Origin of the sequence: Candidatus Macondimonas diazotrophica (assembly GCF_004684205.1) — a bacterium.
Lineage (GTDB): Bacteria > Pseudomonadota > Gammaproteobacteria > UBA5335 > UBA5335 > Macondimonas > Macondimonas diazotrophica.
The window spans coordinates 1-15193 of the sequence record NZ_SRIO01000006.1 but is presented as its reverse complement, the minus strand read 5'-3'; the positions used below and the strand labels follow the sequence as shown (position 1 = coordinate 15193).

The 15193-nt window shown below is 63.9% G+C and carries 16 protein-coding genes and 1 tRNA gene; 16 read left to right on the top strand and 1 reads right to left on the bottom strand.

Annotated elements, in window-relative coordinates; genetic code table 11:
- Genes gspF through gspM form a run of 8 tightly spaced genes read left to right on the top strand, consistent with a single transcriptional unit; the run spans position 1 to position 5693 of the window.
- Positions 1-1206, top strand: coding sequence for a type II secretion system inner membrane protein GspF (gene gspF, locus E4680_RS05925; protein ID WP_135281485.1), 1206 nt, complete (start codon positions 1-3; stop codon positions 1204-1206).
- 8 nt (positions 1207-1214) lie between these two features.
- On the top strand, positions 1215-1649 hold the full coding sequence (gene gspG, locus E4680_RS05920; RefSeq protein WP_135281484.1) for a type II secretion system major pseudopilin GspG: 435 nt from the start codon (positions 1215-1217) through the stop codon (positions 1647-1649).
- A 3-nt stretch (positions 1650-1652) separates the two neighbouring features.
- Positions 1653-2141: a type II secretion system minor pseudopilin GspH gene (gene gspH / locus E4680_RS05915; RefSeq protein ID WP_135281483.1), complete on the top strand. Its 489-nt coding sequence runs from the start codon at positions 1653-1655 to the stop codon at positions 2139-2141.
- A 5-nt stretch (positions 2142-2146) separates the two neighbouring features.
- Positions 2147-2512 carry a type II secretion system minor pseudopilin GspI gene (gene gspI, locus E4680_RS05910; RefSeq protein ID WP_240696140.1) on the top strand — a complete coding sequence of 122 codons (366 nt, stop codon included), beginning with the start codon at positions 2147-2149 and terminating at the stop codon, positions 2510-2512.
- Positions 2509-3093, top strand: coding sequence for a type II secretion system minor pseudopilin GspJ (gene gspJ, locus E4680_RS05905; RefSeq protein WP_135281481.1), 585 nt, complete (start codon positions 2509-2511; stop codon positions 3091-3093). The genes gspI and gspJ overlap by 4 nt, the downstream gene beginning before the upstream one ends.
- Entirely contained in the window at positions 3057-4043 is a 987-nt protein-coding gene (gene gspK, locus E4680_RS05900) for a type II secretion system minor pseudopilin GspK (protein ID WP_167792404.1), read from the top strand. Before gspJ ends, gspK begins: the two co-directional genes overlap by 37 nt.
- Positions 4009-5208, top strand: a complete 1200-nt coding sequence (gene gspL / locus E4680_RS05895; protein WP_135281479.1) for a type II secretion system protein GspL — start codon at positions 4009-4011, stop codon at positions 5206-5208. Before gspK ends, gspL begins: the two co-directional genes overlap by 35 nt.
- Positions 5205-5693, top strand: coding sequence for a type II secretion system protein GspM (gene gspM / locus E4680_RS05890; RefSeq protein WP_167792403.1), 489 nt, complete (start codon positions 5205-5207; stop codon positions 5691-5693). The genes gspL and gspM overlap by 4 nt, the downstream gene beginning before the upstream one ends.
- A gap of 287 nt (positions 5694-5980) precedes the next feature.
- On the opposite strand, the gene E4680_RS05885 is transcribed toward gspM, so the two are convergent.
- Positions 5981-6070 (bottom strand) — tRNA-Ser (locus E4680_RS05885).
- A gap of 78 nt (positions 6071-6148) precedes the next feature.
- Between E4680_RS05885 and E4680_RS05880 the strand changes: the two genes are divergently transcribed.
- The 8 genes from E4680_RS05880 to lpxK form a co-directional block, all read left to right on the top strand.
- Positions 6149-7330 carry an MFS transporter gene (locus tag E4680_RS05880; RefSeq protein WP_135281477.1) on the top strand — a complete coding sequence of 394 codons (1182 nt, stop codon included), beginning with the start codon at positions 6149-6151 and terminating at the stop codon, positions 7328-7330.
- Positions 7331-7444: 114 nt separating this feature from the next.
- Positions 7445-8692 (top strand): lipoprotein-releasing ABC transporter permease subunit, encoded by a 1248-nt coding sequence (locus tag E4680_RS05875; RefSeq protein WP_135281476.1) that lies wholly within the window; start codon positions 7445-7447, stop codon positions 8690-8692.
- Positions 8685-9371 carry a lipoprotein-releasing ABC transporter ATP-binding protein LolD gene (gene lolD / locus E4680_RS05870; RefSeq protein WP_135281475.1) on the top strand — a complete coding sequence of 229 codons (687 nt, stop codon included), beginning with the start codon at positions 8685-8687 and terminating at the stop codon, positions 9369-9371. Before E4680_RS05875 ends, lolD begins: the two co-directional genes overlap by 8 nt.
- 12 nt (positions 9372-9383) lie before the next feature.
- On the top strand, positions 9384-11699 hold the full coding sequence (locus E4680_RS05865; RefSeq protein WP_135281474.1) for a DNA internalization-related competence protein ComEC/Rec2: 2316 nt from the start codon (positions 9384-9386) through the stop codon (positions 11697-11699).
- A gap of 65 nt (positions 11700-11764) precedes the next feature.
- Positions 11765-12430, top strand: coding sequence for a MotA/TolQ/ExbB proton channel family protein (locus E4680_RS05860; protein ID WP_135281473.1), 666 nt, complete (start codon positions 11765-11767; stop codon positions 12428-12430).
- On the top strand, positions 12427-12849 hold the full coding sequence (locus tag E4680_RS05855) for an ExbD/TolR family protein (RefSeq protein WP_135281472.1): 423 nt from the start codon (positions 12427-12429) through the stop codon (positions 12847-12849). The genes E4680_RS05860 and E4680_RS05855 overlap by 4 nt, the downstream gene beginning before the upstream one ends.
- A gap of 74 nt (positions 12850-12923) precedes the next feature.
- On the top strand, positions 12924-14612 hold the full coding sequence (gene msbA / locus E4680_RS05850) for a lipid A export permease/ATP-binding protein MsbA (protein ID WP_135281620.1): 1689 nt from the start codon (positions 12924-12926) through the stop codon (positions 14610-14612).
- 23 nt (positions 14613-14635) lie between these two features.
- On the top strand, positions 14636-15193 hold a 558-nt coding region (lpxK, locus tag E4680_RS05845; RefSeq protein WP_205688778.1), incomplete at its 3' end, for a tetraacyldisaccharide 4'-kinase.

The following is a 15193-nucleotide window of genomic DNA, read 5'->3' as shown; positions in this document are numbered from 1 at the left end:
ATGGCGGCGTTCCAGTTCGAAGCCATTGACGCGGGTGGACGTCGGCACCGGGGCGTTCAGGAGGGCGATCACCCGCGCCAAGTGCGCGCGCGTCTGCGTGAGCAGGGGTTCACGCCGCTGGCGGTGACGCCGATCGTGGAAACCTCGCCACGCGGGCAACACCATGGCCGTCGTCTGGGGGTGCGCGCGCTGGCCCTGATGACGCGGCAGATCGCGATGTTGCTGCGCGCGGGCGTCCCACTCGCTGAGGCCCTGCAGACGGTAGCGAACCAGACGCCCAAGCGCGCGGCGCGCGGCATCTTGCTGGCGATACACGGTCAGGTGAGTGAAGGGTTGCCGCTGGCGGCCGCCATGCGGCGCTTTGCGCGCGTATTTCCGGCCGATTATGTCGCAACAGTCGCCGCCGGTGAGCAGACGGGACATCTGGATGCGGTTCTGGAGCGCCTCGCCGAACACACCGAGAATCGGGACCGACTGCGCCGGAGCGTGACGGCGGCCATGATCTATCCGGCTCTGTTGAGTCTCGTCTCGATCGGAATCGTCGTGGCCATGCTGGTGTTTGTCGTGCCTGAAGTGGTCCAGGTGTTTGCCGGCATGGATCGACCGTTGCCGTGGTTGACACAGGCACTGATCGGCTTGAGCGCGTTTCTGCGGGATTGGGGGATCGGGTTACTGATGACCGCCGGGTTGAGTGTCGTGGTGTTCTTGCGGGCGCTGCGTCAAAACGCATTTCGCAACCGTTGGCACCGCGCGCTGTTGCGTCTGCCGCTGCTCGGTGGCGTGCTTGCCGGCAATGACATCGCCCACTTCACACGGACTTTTGGATTGCTGGTGAGCAGCGGCGTTCCGGTGGTCGAGGCCATGCGTATCGGTGCGGCCGTGCTGTTGCACCTGCCGTTGCGCGAGGCCGTGCTCGAGGCCGCCGAGCGCGTTCGTGAAGGATCGGGGGTGTTCAACAGTCTACAGCGAACCGGCCGCATCCCACCCATGACGCTGCATCTGATCGCCAGCGGGGAGGGCAGCGGTCGTCTGGGCGAGATGCTGGAACGGGCAGCGCACCAGTTAGAGCAAGATCAGGAAGCGTGGATCAACGCGGCTGTCCGGGTACTGGAGCCGTTGCTGATCCTGCTCATGGGCGGGATCGTGCTCGTCATCGTCCTGGCGATTCTGCTGCCGATTTTCGACTTGAATCAACTCATGGCCTAGGAGTCCATATGCCGAAACCCAAGCGCGCGAAGGGATTCACCCTCATCGAAATCATGGTGGTGGTGGTGATCCTGGGCATCCTGGCGGCACTGATCGTGCCGAACATCATGGACCGCCCGGACATGGCGCGAGTCACCAAGACCAAGCAGGACCTGCGTGCTCTGCAAACCGCGCTCAACCTCTATCGGCTCGACAATTACCGCTATCCCACGACGGATCAGGGGCTCGAGGCGCTGGTCGAAAAGCCTGCCATCGAACCGATTCCGCCGGCCTATCGTCAAGGGGGGTATCTCGATCGCATGCCCAAGGACGCCTGGGGTCGACCCTATCGCTACCTTAGCCCCGGGTTGAACGATGAAGTGGAGATCAGCAGCCTGGGCGCCGATGGCAAGCCGGGGGGCGAGGGCGTCAACGCCGATATCCAGAGCTGGGATCTGGACTAGCCAATGCGCGAGGCGGCCGGCTTCACCTTGATCGAACTGATGATCGTGATCGTGATCATCGGGGTCATCAGCACGGTGGCGCTGCTGTCGACCCGCGGTCCGGATCCCGGACGGGTGCTGGCCCGTGAGGCCGATCGGCTGGTCCTTTGTATCGATCAGGCCATCGAGGTCGCCGTGGCCGGCCCGCGTCATCTGGGCTTGCGTGTGGACCCGACTCATTATGGCTTTCGAATCTACCGTGCCGGGAAATGGGAAAAACTGTCACACCCACCGTGCCGGGATCGCGCCTGGCCACCCGGATTGCGTTGGCGCACCGAGGTGGAGGGGCGACGGCTGCCCACGGCTGGGGGCGATGCGCAGACACCGCAGATCTATCTTCTGGGCAGCGGCGAGGTGAGCCCGTTCCGGATCGAGCTGGAGCAATCCGGGGTGCGCTGGATCGTCACGGGGACCGGCTGGGGCGAGGTTCGCCGCCAACTGGCCAGCCCTTGAGCGCGATGCGTCGCCAGAACGGATTCACGTTGCTGGAAGTCATGGTGGCTCTGCTGGTTACTGCGGTCGCGCTCGCCGCGTTGGTGCAGACGGTGGGACGCGCCGCGGTCGATACCGGATACCTGCGGGATCGAACCCAGGCGGCGTGGGTGGCGCAGAATGTGATGACCGACCTGCGTCTGGCGACGGAGTGGCCGGCACTGGGCACGCGGCGCGGCCAGACGACGCTGCTGGGCCGCACCTGGTATTGGCAAGCCCGCGTCGTGGCTGCAGCGGACCCGGGCTTGCGCAAGGCCGAAGTGACCGTGGCAAGCGATCAGGCGCTGCAGCAGGGGCTGGGGCTCTGGGCAATCTACCTGGGGGAGCCGTGAGGACTCGCGTCGCCGGATTCACTTTGCTGGAATTGCTGGTGGCGATGATGGTGTTCTCGGTCCTGAGCATACTGGCCTACCAGGGCGTTCGGGGCGCGTTGCGCGCCGAGGAGGGCGTGCGCGAGGCGCAGGCGCAATGGACTGCCCTGGAGCGCGCCCAGACACTGTTCGAGCGCGATATCACCCAGCTCGCGGCGCGTAGCGTGCGGGATGCCCGTGGTGATCGTCAGCCGCCGCTTGTGGCCCGCGCGGGACAGCTGGATCTGGTCCGTGCAGGTGTGCCCAATCCGCTGGATTTTCCGCGCGCCGATCTGATGCGCGTACGCTACCGTTTGGCTGATGGGCGTTGGGAGCGGGCGGCGAGTCCAATCCTGGACGCAGCGCCGGGTGACGAGCCAGTGTTCACCGTCGTATTGACGGGGCTGCGGGCCGTTGAGTTGACCTGGCTTGACCAGGAGGGCCGCTGGCGCAGCGACTGGCCGCCACCGGGAGGCGCTGCCGATGTTCTGCCGCGCGCGCTCTCGCTGCGCTGGGACATCGCGGGTTGGGGGCGGCTCGAACGACGCTGGGTATTGCCGTGATCAGCGGCGCATCGAATTCCGAGCGGGGTGTGGCTTTATTGGGGGCGGTGCTGTTGGCAGCTATCGTCACCGTTCTGGCGGTGGCTTGGCTCGATCGACTTGATGTCTTTGTCGGCCGCGCGAGTGGCGTTCTGGAAGAACTCCAGGCGGCAGACCACGTCGCGAGCATGGAAGCATGGGCGGTTGTGGTGTTGCGCCGCGATGGGGCGGGTGCCACGGTGGACCACCGGAATGAAGTGTGGGCGAGGCCTTCCACGACTTTATCCGTTCCCGGGGGGCAAGCGCGTGGCTCACTGAGCGATCTACAGGGACGGTTCAATCTCAATGCACTGGTGATCGGCGGGGAGCCCAATGCAGCTGCCATTGTTTTTTTCAAGGCGCTGCTGCGGCGCTTGGATTTGTCCAATGTGCGTGTGGAGGCGATCATTGACTGGCTCGATCCCGACACGATCGCCCTGCCCGGAGGTGGGGAGGATGTGCTCTACCTGCGTGCGGAACCGTCCTATCGGGCGGCGAACGGGCCGATGGCGTCAGTTCAGGAGCTGCGCTTCGTCGCGGATATCGATGGCAGGACCTTGGCGCGGCTGATGCCTTATGTGGTTGCCTTGCCCGAGCCTGGCGCCATCAACGTCAATACGGCGCCCCCCTTGATTCTGGATGTCCTGGCCGGCGGCCGAGGCGGAGAAGAGCTGGCCCGTCGGGCGCTTGCGAAGCCGTTTGCCAGCCTCCAGGACTGGCTGGCGGCTGCGCCCGGTACGCCAGCGGATTTCTCGACCCTGGTGACCACGACCAGTGACTATTTTCAGCTCGATACCATCACCACAGTGGGACGGCGCACATGGCATTACGAAACCCGATTGCGACGCAACGGCAAAGACGTTTCCGTTCAGGCGCGACAGCGACGAATCGAGACCAATGAAGGGCTGGCTGATTCATCTGCCCGCGGATGATGCGGGGGTCGTGACCTGGCAGGCGATCGGCGTCGCCGAAGGCGTGTCACCCGCCTCCAATGGCGCTCCGCCGATCCAGCCGCCGCCGGAGCCGGGCGCGGTGTGGGCATTGGCGCCGACCTCCCGGCTCTTGCTGCAGACCTTGGCGTTGCCCGTGCGCGGGCGTGAGGCCTTGGTGCGCGCGGTTCCCTATGCGATGGAAGAGTCCTTGCCGGGTGAGCTCGAAGAGTATGATTTCACCATTGGGCAACGCCAGCCGGACAAATGCATTCCGGTGGTGGCGGTGAGCCGGCACGATCTGGCGCGTTGGCGCGATCGGCTTGCCGAGCTCGGATTTCCGACTGTACCGCTGTTGCCGGCGTGCCTGGCGCTCGCCTGGGAGCCCGGCTACTGGACCGTGGCCTTGGGGTCTCGGGAGGTCAATGTCCGTACCGGCCCCTGGACGGGATGGGGCTGCGAGCCCGAGGCGCTCGCACCAATGCTGCGTCGCCTGTGGGGCAACGTCGACGATCCACCAGCGACGGCGCTCAGGGTGATCGCTGATCCAGCGCAGGTTCAGGAACTCGCCGAGATGTTGCCGGAAATCAGCATGTCGTCATGGCCACCGGAACAGGGTTGGCAACGTCCGGCCCGGGAAACGGTAGCCGGCTTGGCGCTGGGCAATACGGGGAGCGCACAGGATGAGGCAATGCCTGCAATCTTGAAGCGCTGGCGTTTGCCGGTGGCGATGGCTGTCTTGTGGGGAATGGTGGCTGCCGGATATCCAATTTATCAGACCCTTGTTCTGGAACAGCAGCAGCGCCAGTTGAGCGAGCAGATGGCGCAACTCTATCGCGAGACCTTTCCCGAGGCACGTCGCGTGGTCGATCCGGCGATCCAGATGGCCCAGGCGCTGAAGCAGTTGCGTCAGGGCAGTGGGGCGGATCCCTTGCTGCGCCTCCTGGCGACGGTATCGGCGCCGTTGACGGATCTGCCGGACTATGCCCTCGAAGATCTGCAATATCAGGATGGAACGTTGGAGCTCTCGGTGCGGACATCGGATCTGGCAGCACTGGAGGCGGTGACTCCACTCCTGGGGCAATCCGGCGTGGCCATGAGCCGGTTATCCGCAGCCAGTGATAATGGGCGCACCCGCGCGCGTATTCGCCTGGAGTTTCGATCGTGAGCCTGCGCGGTTGGTGGAAACAACGCAGCCTGCGCGAGCAGCGATTGCTGCTGCTGGCTGCGGCGATGGCCTTGGTGGCGGGCTGGATCGCGGGCGTTGTCCAGCCGGGGATTCGGCGCTGGCATGATCTGACGGCAACCGTGGCCGCACAGCGGGTCGAACTGGCCAGGATGCAGGAAGCCGCTGCGGTGATCGGTGAATTGCGGGCGATCACGGTCGCATCGGCTGCGAACGGCGAAAGCCCGCTGCTCGCAGCGCAGCAATTGGTGCGCGAGCTGGCCTTGGAACCGTTCGTCGTGGAAGCGCAGAGCCAGGGTGACGCGGCGGTGCAGATGAGCTTCCACGAGGTGCCTTATGAAAGCCTGTTGCACTGGATCAATGGCCTGCCACAACGGGGGCTGCGTGTCCGTGTTCTGAGCTTCTCGCCAAGCGCGGAGCAGGGGCGCTGCCAGGTACAGATCACCTTGGAGCAGACCACTTCGTAAACGCATCATCCCTGCGGGGAAGGGAATCTCGGCGGCTCGACACGGATTACCGGCGTCAGGCGGTGGCTCGCCAGCTCAAGCGCCCGTGTCTGCGGCGCTCATGATCATCGTGAGGACGACGGCGAGAAGGGGATAAGCCGCCCGACGGGGGCTTGGCCGGATCTCCGAATTGCATGCCTGAATGCGGATCAGCCGCCGGGATCAATGGGGGTGGGGCGTTCGCTGCACCGGGATCCCATGTAAGGCCGATGGGGTTACCGCGGCGTGGCTTGCGGGACAGGCGGGATTGGCGGAGAAGGAGGGATTCGAACCCTCGGATCCCTTGCGGGATCAACGGTTTTCGAGACCGCCCCGTTCAACCGCTCCGGCACCTCTCCGCGGGGGCGTGAACTATAGCGGATTTCGTAGGGCAGTAAAAGCCATGCGCAATCGATTTGCCCTGAGGAGTGATGGTCATGTCTGCGCGTCCCCGCCTTCCTGGAGCGATATGGGCCTTGGGCAGCGTCAGTTTGCTGATGGACACCTCCTCGGAGCTGATCCATAGCCTGTTGCCGGTGTTTCTGGTGGTGACGCTCGGGACCTCAGTGGCGGTGGTCGGGATGATCGAAGGAATCGCCGAGGCCACGGCTGCCCTGGCCAAGGTGTTCTCCGGCGTGCTGAGTGATCGGGTGCGTCGACGCAAAGGGCTCACGGTTCTGGGTTATGGGTTGGCGGCGCTGGTGAAGCCGCTGTTTCCGTTGGCGGGCAGCGCGACGACTGTTCTGGTGGCGCGATTTATCGATCGCGTCGGCAAAGGCATTCGCGGCGCGCCGCGTGACGCGCTGGTGGCCGATCTCACGCCACAGGCCGTTCGCGGTGCGGCCTACGGCCTGCGCCAGGCGCTCGACACCGTCGGCGCCGTGGCCGGTCCTCTGCTGGCGCTGATCTTGATGGGATGGTTCGCCGGGGATATCCGCGCGGTGATGTCGGTGGCGGTAATCCCCGCGGTACTGTCGGTGTTGATCCTGATGCTGATGGTTCGCGAGCCGCCGCGGGCCGCGCCGGCTTCACCGCCGTCGTCACCACTCAGGCTATCGGTATTGAGCGATCTGCCGGGTCGATACTGGGCCGCGCTGGGCTTTGCCAGTCTGCTCACCCTGGCGCGTTTCAGCGAGGCATTTCTGGTGCTGCGCGCCGAAGATCTCGGATTCGCAATGCGCCAAGTCCCCCTCGTGATGGTGGTGATGAATCTGGCCTATGCGGCTTCGGCCTATCCCGCCGGTGTCCTGGCGGATCACCGCTCCCGTCGGCTGCTGATGGCGGCGGGTCTGGTGGTGTTGATCGCATCGGATCTGGTTCTGGCCAGTGCCTCTGGTACGGGTATGTTGATGGGCGGGGTGGTGTTGTGGGGCTTGCACATGGGTTTGACGCAAGGTCTGCTGTCGACGCTGATCGCGGACGCGGCGCCGCCCGAATTGCGCGGAACCGCCTTCGGTGTGTTTCATCTGGCCACCGGGATCGCGACTTTTCTCGCCAGTGCGCTGGCTGGCGTGCTGTGGAGCGGGTATGGGGCGTCTGCGACGTTTGGGTTCGGGGCTCTCGTCACCGCGCTGGCCTTGCTGGGACTGTTTCGCTTCGCGCACGCGGACCAGAGGTAGTGCCGTCGATTTTCCAGGGGCTCGGGGCGGGTGAGTGGAGGCGGCGACGGCCGCGTCGGATCTTGTGTCGGTACGCATTCGCACCGCTCGGGATTTGTGCTCTAATGCGCCCCTATGTTTCGCCCCTTTGAACTGTTCATTGGTTTGCGCTACAGCCGCTCTCGCCGGCGCAACCACTTCATCTCGTTCATCTCGCTCATCTCGATGCTCGGGGTGATGCTGGGTGTGGCTGCATTGATCGTGGTGCTGTCGGTGATGAATGGTTTCGAGCAGGAGTTGCGTCAGCGCATCCTCGGCATGACGGCGCACGCCACCGTCAGCAATTTCGATATCCGCGTCGAGCAGTGGCCGCGATTGGCGGATCAGGTGGCTGGGCATCCTCATGTGATCGGCACCGCACCTTACATCGAAGGCGAGGCCATTTTTCGCCATGGCCGGATTCTCACGGGCGGCATGCTCTACGGGGTGTTGCCAGCGCGTGAAGGCCAGGTTTCTGAAGTCGGGCAGCGCATGGTGGCAGGCCGACTGGAAGACCTGACCGACGGGGGTTATGGCGTCGTTCTCGGCAAGGCGCTAGCCGAAGCATTGGGCGTGGGAATCGGGGATGCGGTCGATCTGATGGTGCCGCAGGCCAATCTGACGCCAGCTGGGCTGATCCCACGTCTGCGGCGGTTCCGCGTCGTCGGCGTGTTCGAGGTCGGCATGTACGAATACGATCGGACGCAGGCCTTTGTACATCTGGCCGACGCGGCCCGGCTGATGAGTCTGGGCGACGCGGTGAGCGGTGTGCGGCTCAAGCTCGATGATGTCTATCGGGCGCCACAGGTGAGTCGAGATCTGGTTCAGGTGCTCGATCCGGGATACTTCGCGACGGACTGGACCCGCCGCCACGCCAATTTCTTCCGCGCCATCCGAACCGAAAAGACGGTGATGTTCATCATCCTGGCCATGATCGTCGGGGTGGCGGCGTTTAACATTGTCTCCACGCTGGTGATGGTGGTGACTGACAAGCAGGGCGATATCGCCATCCTGCGCACGCTCGGCGCGTCCCCGGCCAGCATCATGGGCGTGTTCATCGTCCAGGGTGTGTTGATCGGTACCGTGGGAACCCTGGCCGGCGTGGCGGTTGGCGTTCTGATTGCGCTCAACGTGGAGACGCTGGTTCCATTCATCGAACGAGCGGCGGGATTCCAGTTTCTGCCGGCCGATGTCTATTACATCAGCGAGCTGCCCTCACGCCTTGAAATCACGGACGTGGTTCGCATCTCCGTCCTGGCGTTTGCATTGTCTTTGCTCTCGACTCTGTACCCTGCTTGGCGTGCGGCGCGCATCGATCCGGCTGAGGCATTGCGCTATGAGTGATCCGCAAACGGTACTGACCTGTCAGGGTCTGGTGCAGCGGTTTCGACAGGGACAGAGCGAAGTGCCGGTGCTCGATGGCGTGGATCTGACACTGTCTGCCGGAGAACAGGTCGCCATCGTAGGGGCATCCGGGTCGGGCAAAAGTACGTTGCTGCATCTACTGGGCGGCTTGGAGCGTCCCGTTGCGGGCGAGGTCAAGGTGCTTGGTGAATCGATGCACCGCCTTGGCAACGCGGCGCGGGGCCGGCTGCGCAATCGGGCGATGGGCTTCGTCTACCAGTTTCATCATCTGATGCCGGAGTTCAGTGCACTCGAGAACGTGGCCATGCCGCTGTTGCTGCGTCGCGCGGCACCCCAGGAGGCTGAGGATCGCGCCCAAAATATGCTGGAGCGGGTGGGCCTGGGCGGACGCCTGCATCATCGGCCGGCTCAACTTTCCGGTGGTGAGCGTCAGCGGGCCGCCTTGGCGCGGGCACTCGTCACTGAACCGCCCTGTGTTTTGGCCGATGAACCTACGGGTAACCTTGATCCCGGAACCGCCGGCCATATCTATGACCTCATGCAAACGCTCAATCGCCAATTGGGAACGAGCTTCCTCATCGTCACCCATGACATCAATCTGGCGCACCGCATGGATCGGGTACTGCGCCTCGAGGCAGGGAGTCTGCACCCTTTCTGATGGCGGGCGGTAATGCCCGCGGTGGTTCTGGCGGCCTATGTCGCGGGCATGTTGGCGCTTCAGCTCAGCCCGGTACTGCCGGGGTTCCGACAATGCCTGTTCTTGGGCCTGATCCCGCTGGGCGCCATGGTGGCAGCGGTCGCCACCCGTTCACGCTGGATGTTGCCATTGGCCGCAGTAATGACCGGGATCTGGTGGGCCGCGGTTTCAGGTGCGGCGCTTCTGGCTCAACGCCCCGAATTGCCGCCTCGGGGCGTAACCACCACCGTGGTGGTTCGCATCCTGGACTTTCCGCAATCTCGTGGAATCCATCAGCGCTTGCTGGCTGAAGTGGTGTCGAGCGATGCGGGGCCGGCGGTCGTCGTGTCCGGCGCACGGCTGCGGATTTCCGATTACGGTCAGGGCCGCCTCTACAGACCGGGTGAAACCTGGCGCTTGACGCTGCGTCTGCGCGCTGCCCGGGGACTGCGCAATCCGGGAGTCTTCGATTACGAAACCTGGCTGTTCCGGCAGAACATCGTTGCGACTGGCTATGTTCGGGAGGATTCCGCCAACGGGCGGCTCGAGGCTGCCCCTTGGGGCCTGGCTCGCCTTCGGGGTCACCTGGCGCAAAACCTGGAACGGGCCTTGGCCGATCATCCCCATGCCGGGCTTATCCGTGCGTTGGCCCTCGGTGATCAGGGCGCGGTGACATCCGAGCAATGGCGAGTATTCCGCGACACCGGTACGAGCCATATCGCGGTGGTATCGGGGCAGCACATTCTGATGGCTTCTGCACCCGTGTACGCCTTGACCCGCTGGTTGTGGCCACGCTTGCCGGCGGTGGCCTTGCGCTTGGCCGCGCCCAGGGCTGGTGCGATTGCGTTACTGGGTGCGGGCGGCGCCTATGGTCTTCTCGCGGGATTTTCAGTCCCGGTCCAGCGCGCGCTGCTGATGATGGCAGCTTTCGTGGCCGCACTCTGGTGGCGCCGCGAACGGTCCGGGGCCAGACTCCTTCTGACGACACTGGCTTTGGTGTTGACCCTTGACCCACGAGCAGCTCTGGCGCCGGGTACCTGGCTGTCGTTTGGCGCGGTGGGCTGCCTGTATGCCGGATTCGGCGGACGACTTGGGCGCTGGCGCGGCCTGAGCGCTCTGGTGCGCGCCCAGTGGCTGGTCACGCTGGGATTGGCGCCATTGTTGCTGCTCGCTTTTGGCCGTCTGTCGTGGGTGGCACCTGCAGCCAACTTGATTCTGGTCCCGGTATTCAGCGTGCTGTTGCTGCCGTTGATCCTTGCCGGCACGCTGCTGGGGGCGCTTTTCCCGGCCTTGGCCACGCCATTGTTGGGCGCTGCGGCGACCACGCTGTCGGTCCTGTGGACGCCGTGGGCAGGGTTGGCGAGCTGGCCGGTTGCGGCAAGCAGTCTGCCCATGCTGGATTGGATCGGGGTGGGGATGATGATAGGCGGTACGGCCTGGTTACTGGCCCCGCGGGGAACGCCAGGTCGCATCATGGGCGCGTTGCTGGTCGTTCTGGCGCTGATCCGACCGGGTCAGCCCATTGAGCCGGGGGTCGTGGAGGCCACCCTGCTGGATGTCGGCCAAGGGCAGGCTCTCGTCTTGCGCACGGCACGCCATGTTCTGCTCTACGACACCGGACCACGCATGGGCGATACCGATGCGGTCGAGTGGGTGATTGAACCCTATCTGCGCAGTGAAGGCATCGATCAAGTGGATCGGGTGATCGTCAGTCATGATGATATCGACCACAGTGGGGGCGCGGTCCGTCTGCGCCAGGTCATGGCCGTGCGCGAATGGTTGGGTGGTGGGGAGCATCCGTTCCCTGGAACGCGTCCCTGCCGAAGCGGCGAGACCTGGCGCTGGGATGGCGTAATGTTTGAAGTACTGTATCCCCCTGCAGGTTATCGCGGTTCGGATAACGAGGGGTCGTGTGTTCTGCAAATCACGGCGCCGGGGGGACGGATGCTGGTCATGGGCGACCTGGAACGCCGGGGTGAACGAATCTTGCTGAAGCAGGGCGTGGATGTACGTGCCGATGTGCTGATCGCGGGCCATCACGGCAGCGCAGGGGCCTCATCGGCCACGTTCCTGTCAGCGGTTGCTCCGCAATGGACATTGATTGCGGCAGGATATGGCAATCGCTGGAACTTTCCCGCGCGGGCTGTGCGCCGGCGCCTCGATCGGCAGGGAAGTGAATGGGTGGCTACGGGCGAGGCCGGGGCGGTGCAGGTGCGCCTCGATCCCGGCAAAGCGCTTCACGTGGTTGGGTGGCGGTGCAGATCGCGCCGGTATTGGCACTTGCCGGTCGAGTGTGGTGTTAAGGAATGAAGCATCCATGGTCGATCAAGTAGAATGCGGTCGATGGATCGCCGTGATGGACAGGAGTAGCGTCGATGTGGGAATTGGTACGGGCTGGCGGTTGGGTGATGATCCCCATCCTGCTGTGTTCGCTGGGTGCAGTGGCCATCGTCGCAGAGCGCTTGTGGAGCTTGCGCCGCGCGCGCATCGTACCGGCCGAGCTGATGCCACAGGTGCAGCAATGGATCAAGAGCGATCAGCTGAATGATGACGCGGTGCTCCGTTTGCGCCGCCATTCGCCTTTGGGCAAGGTTCTCGCGGCGGGCCTGGCCAGCCGCCACCTGGATCGGGCGGCCGTCAAGGAAAGCATCGAAGATGCGGGGCGGCATGAAGTCCATGAGCTTGAGCGATATCTCAATACGCTCGGAACCATTGCCGGTGTGACGCCCCTGCTGGGACTGCTGGGAACCGTGTTCGGCATGATTCGGATGTTTTCCGCGCTGACCTCCGCAGGGGTCGGCAATCCAGCGGATCTCGCGCACGGCATTGCCGAAGCACTCATCACCACGGCGGCGGGTCTGATCGTGGCCATCCCGGCCTTGGCGATGCATCGCTATTTGCGCGGATGGGTTGCTGATATCGTTGTCGAAATGGAGGCCGCATCCATCGCCTTGATCAATACCCTGTACGGTGGGGGTTTTCCGGCAACGCCGTCCGCGCCGCGCCGCCGGTCTCCGAAAGCGCGTGCGGTGGCTTCATGAAGCTCAGCCGGTCCCACCATGACGAGCCGGAGGTCAATCTCATTTCACTGATCGACGTACTGTTCGTGCTCGTGATCTTCCTGTTGGTCACCACCACCTTTGCCAAGCAGTCCGGTTTGCGTCTCGAGTTGCCTCAGGCGTCGCCGGCTCCGGAAACGGCAACCGATCCGGGGGTCACCGTGGCAGTGGATCGCAATGGCCGTTTCTACCTCGGAGAGCAGGCCGTGGTGAATTCCCGTCCGGAAACACTGCGCCGTGCGCTCGAACAGAGCCTTGGGACAGATCGCGACCGGCGAGTCGCGGTCCGCGCCGACGGGCGTGCCAGCCACCAGGCTGTGGTCACGGTCTTCGATGTGCTGGCACAGATGGGGATACGGGATGTGGTGATCGAGACCGTTCAGCCAACGGAATCGCCGTGACATCAGCACAGACCACCTTGACGCCGTTCGAGATCTATCGGCGCCTGCTGCGCTACAGCCTCGCGCATTGGCCCATGTTTCTTGCCGCCGTCGTGGGGATGGTGATTTTCGCCCTGTCGGAAACCGCATTCGCTTGGCTCATGAAGCCGTTGCTCGATGGCAGCTTTGTGGAACGCGATCCCATGGTCATCCGCTGGATGCCGCCATTGGTCCTGGGGCTCTTTCTGGCCCGCGGCGTGGCAGCCTTTCTGTCGGACTATTGTATGGCCAACGTTGGCCAGCGTGTCATCAAGGCCATCCGTACTCAGCTGTTCGGCCATTTTCTGCATCTGCCGTGCACGTTTTACGACCACAATGCTTCCGGTCAGCTGCTGTCCAGCCTGACGTTTAATGTGGATCAGGTTGCCAACGCGGCGACTCAGGCGGTCACGGTCATGATCCGCGATAGTCTCAAGGTCGTGGGATTCATGGGTCTGATGTTCTACCTCAATCCCGGACTGGCCGTCTTCGCACTCATCATTGCGCCCCTCATTGCCGTTCTGATTCGATGGATCAGCCAGCGATTTCGCCGCATCAGCACGCGCATCCAGCATTCCATGGGCGAGCTCACCACCGCCTCCGAAGAGGTGATCAAGGGCCAGCGACTGGCCAAGGTCTTTGGGGCCCAAGACCATGAATCGCGTCGCTTCGAGCAGGTCAACGAGCGCAACCGCCGTCTGCTGATGAAGCGCGCGCTCACCCAGGCGGCAAGCAATCCGGTGATTCAGCTCATCGCCGCGATTCCGATGGCCGGTATCGTCTATGTGGCGACCAACGACAGCCTTTCCGGGGCGATGACGCCGGGCGCATTTGCTGCGTTTCTCGGTGCCATGGTGGGTTTGCTCAATCCCCTCAAGCAACTGACGACCGTCAACTCCACGCTGCAGCGAGGAATCGCAGCGGCGGGGAGCATCTTTGCGCTGCTGGAAGTGGCCAGCGAAACCGATACTGGGACACACCGCGTAGCGCGGGTACACGGCGCGGTGACTTTCGAGGCGGTGCGTCTTTGCTATGACCCGGCCAAGGGCGAGGTTCTCAAAGATATTGATCTGGTGATCGAGCCGGGACAGACGGTCGCTCTGGTGGGCCGTTCCGGAAGCGGGAAGACCTCCCTGGTCAATCTACTTCCACGATTCTATGAGCCGCAGCGTGGCCGGATTCTCATCGATGACGTGGATATTCGCGATTATCGATTGACCGATTTGCGCCGTCAGATCGCGGTGGTTGGCCAGGAAGTGATTCTCTTCAATGACAGTATCGCTGCCAATATTGCCTATGGAGAAGATCCGGAGCCGGTTCTGGAACGGATCGAGTGGGCTGCGCGTGCGGCGCACGCCTGGGAATTCATCGAGAATCTGCCGGACGGCGTCTGGACACCGGTCGGACAGCAAGGTGTGCTGCTCTCTGGCGGACAACGTCAGCGCCTGGCAATTGCGCGTGCCTTGTTCAAGGACGCCCCGATCCTGATTCTCGATGAGGCGACTTCGGCACTGGATACCGAATCTGAGCGACATATCCAGGCGGCGTTCGAGGCCTTGATGCGTGATCGGACCACACTCGTCATCGCGCATCGACTGTCGACGATCACGCGGGCCGATTGCATCGTGATGATGCAGGATGGGCAGATTATCGAGCGGGGCAGTCACGCGCGACTGCTGGCGGCGAACGGCGCCTATGCCGAGCTGTATCGGTTGCAATTCAGGGATATGGAGGCGACTGGTTGAGCCAGGCTGGTTGGCGTGGGCGCTTGGAATCACGACTTCTGGCGTTGTGGTACGGGCCACGTTGGCGGGCTCTGCCTTTATTGCCCCTGTCGGGTGTATATGCGCTGGGCCGGGCACTGCATGGCCTGCCTTACCGGCTGGGCTTGCGTGCGTCGGTTCGCTTGCCGGTGCCGGTGATTGTCGTCGGAAACATCACCGTCGGGGGGACCGGGAAGACACCCCTAGTGATCCACTTGGCTCAAATACTGGCGGAGGCGGGGGAAGCGCCCGGTATTCTGTGCCGTGGCTATGGGGGGCGCTCCGGGCAGTGGCCTCAACGGGTGACGGCACACAGCGATCCCCGGGTGGTGGGCGATGAGCCGGTGCTGATTGCTCAGCGTACCCAGTTGCCCGTCGCTGCCGGACCGAATCGCGCGGCTGCCGCGCGCCTGTTGCTCTCGCAGGGGTGTACGGTACTGCTTTGCGATGATGGTCTTCAGCATCATGCTCTGGCCCGGGATGTCGAAATCGTGGTCATCGACGGTGCGCGCGGCCTTGGGAATGGCATTTGCCTACCGGCGGGTCCGCTGCGCGAGCCGGTT

Excerpts from the sequence above, each read along its gene's own strand:
- msbA (WP_135281620.1), top strand. The coding sequence starts at position 12,924 with ATGTTTCTTGCCGCCGTCGTGGGGATGGTGATTTTCGCCCTGTCGGAA.
- gspL (WP_135281479.1), top strand. The coding sequence starts at position 4,009 with ATGAAGGGCTGGCTGATTCATCTGCCCGCGGATGATGCGGGGGTCGTG.
- E4680_RS05860 (WP_135281473.1), top strand. The coding sequence starts at position 11,765 with ATGTGGGAATTGGTACGGGCTGGCGGTTGGGTGATGATCCCCATCCTG.
- gspH (WP_135281483.1), top strand. The coding sequence starts at position 1,653 with ATGCGCGAGGCGGCCGGCTTCACCTTGATCGAACTGATGATCGTGATC.
- gspF (WP_135281485.1), top strand. The coding sequence starts at position 1 with ATGGCGGCGTTCCAGTTCGAAGCCATTGACGCGGGTGGACGTCGGCAC.
- gspI (WP_240696140.1), top strand. The coding sequence starts at position 2,147 with ATGCGTCGCCAGAACGGATTCACGTTGCTGGAAGTCATGGTGGCTCTG.
- E4680_RS05855 (WP_135281472.1), top strand. The coding sequence starts at position 12,427 with ATGAAGCTCAGCCGGTCCCACCATGACGAGCCGGAGGTCAATCTCATT.
- lolD (WP_135281475.1), top strand. The coding sequence starts at position 8,685 with ATGAGTGATCCGCAAACGGTACTGACCTGTCAGGGTCTGGTGCAGCGG.
- E4680_RS05880 (WP_135281477.1), top strand. The coding sequence starts at position 6,149 with ATGTCTGCGCGTCCCCGCCTTCCTGGAGCGATATGGGCCTTGGGCAGC.
- gspG (WP_135281484.1), top strand. The coding sequence starts at position 1,215 with ATGCCGAAACCCAAGCGCGCGAAGGGATTCACCCTCATCGAAATCATG.
- E4680_RS05865 (WP_135281474.1), top strand. The coding sequence starts at position 9,384 with ATGCCCGCGGTGGTTCTGGCGGCCTATGTCGCGGGCATGTTGGCGCTT.
- E4680_RS05875 (WP_135281476.1), top strand. The coding sequence starts at position 7,445 with ATGTTTCGCCCCTTTGAACTGTTCATTGGTTTGCGCTACAGCCGCTCT.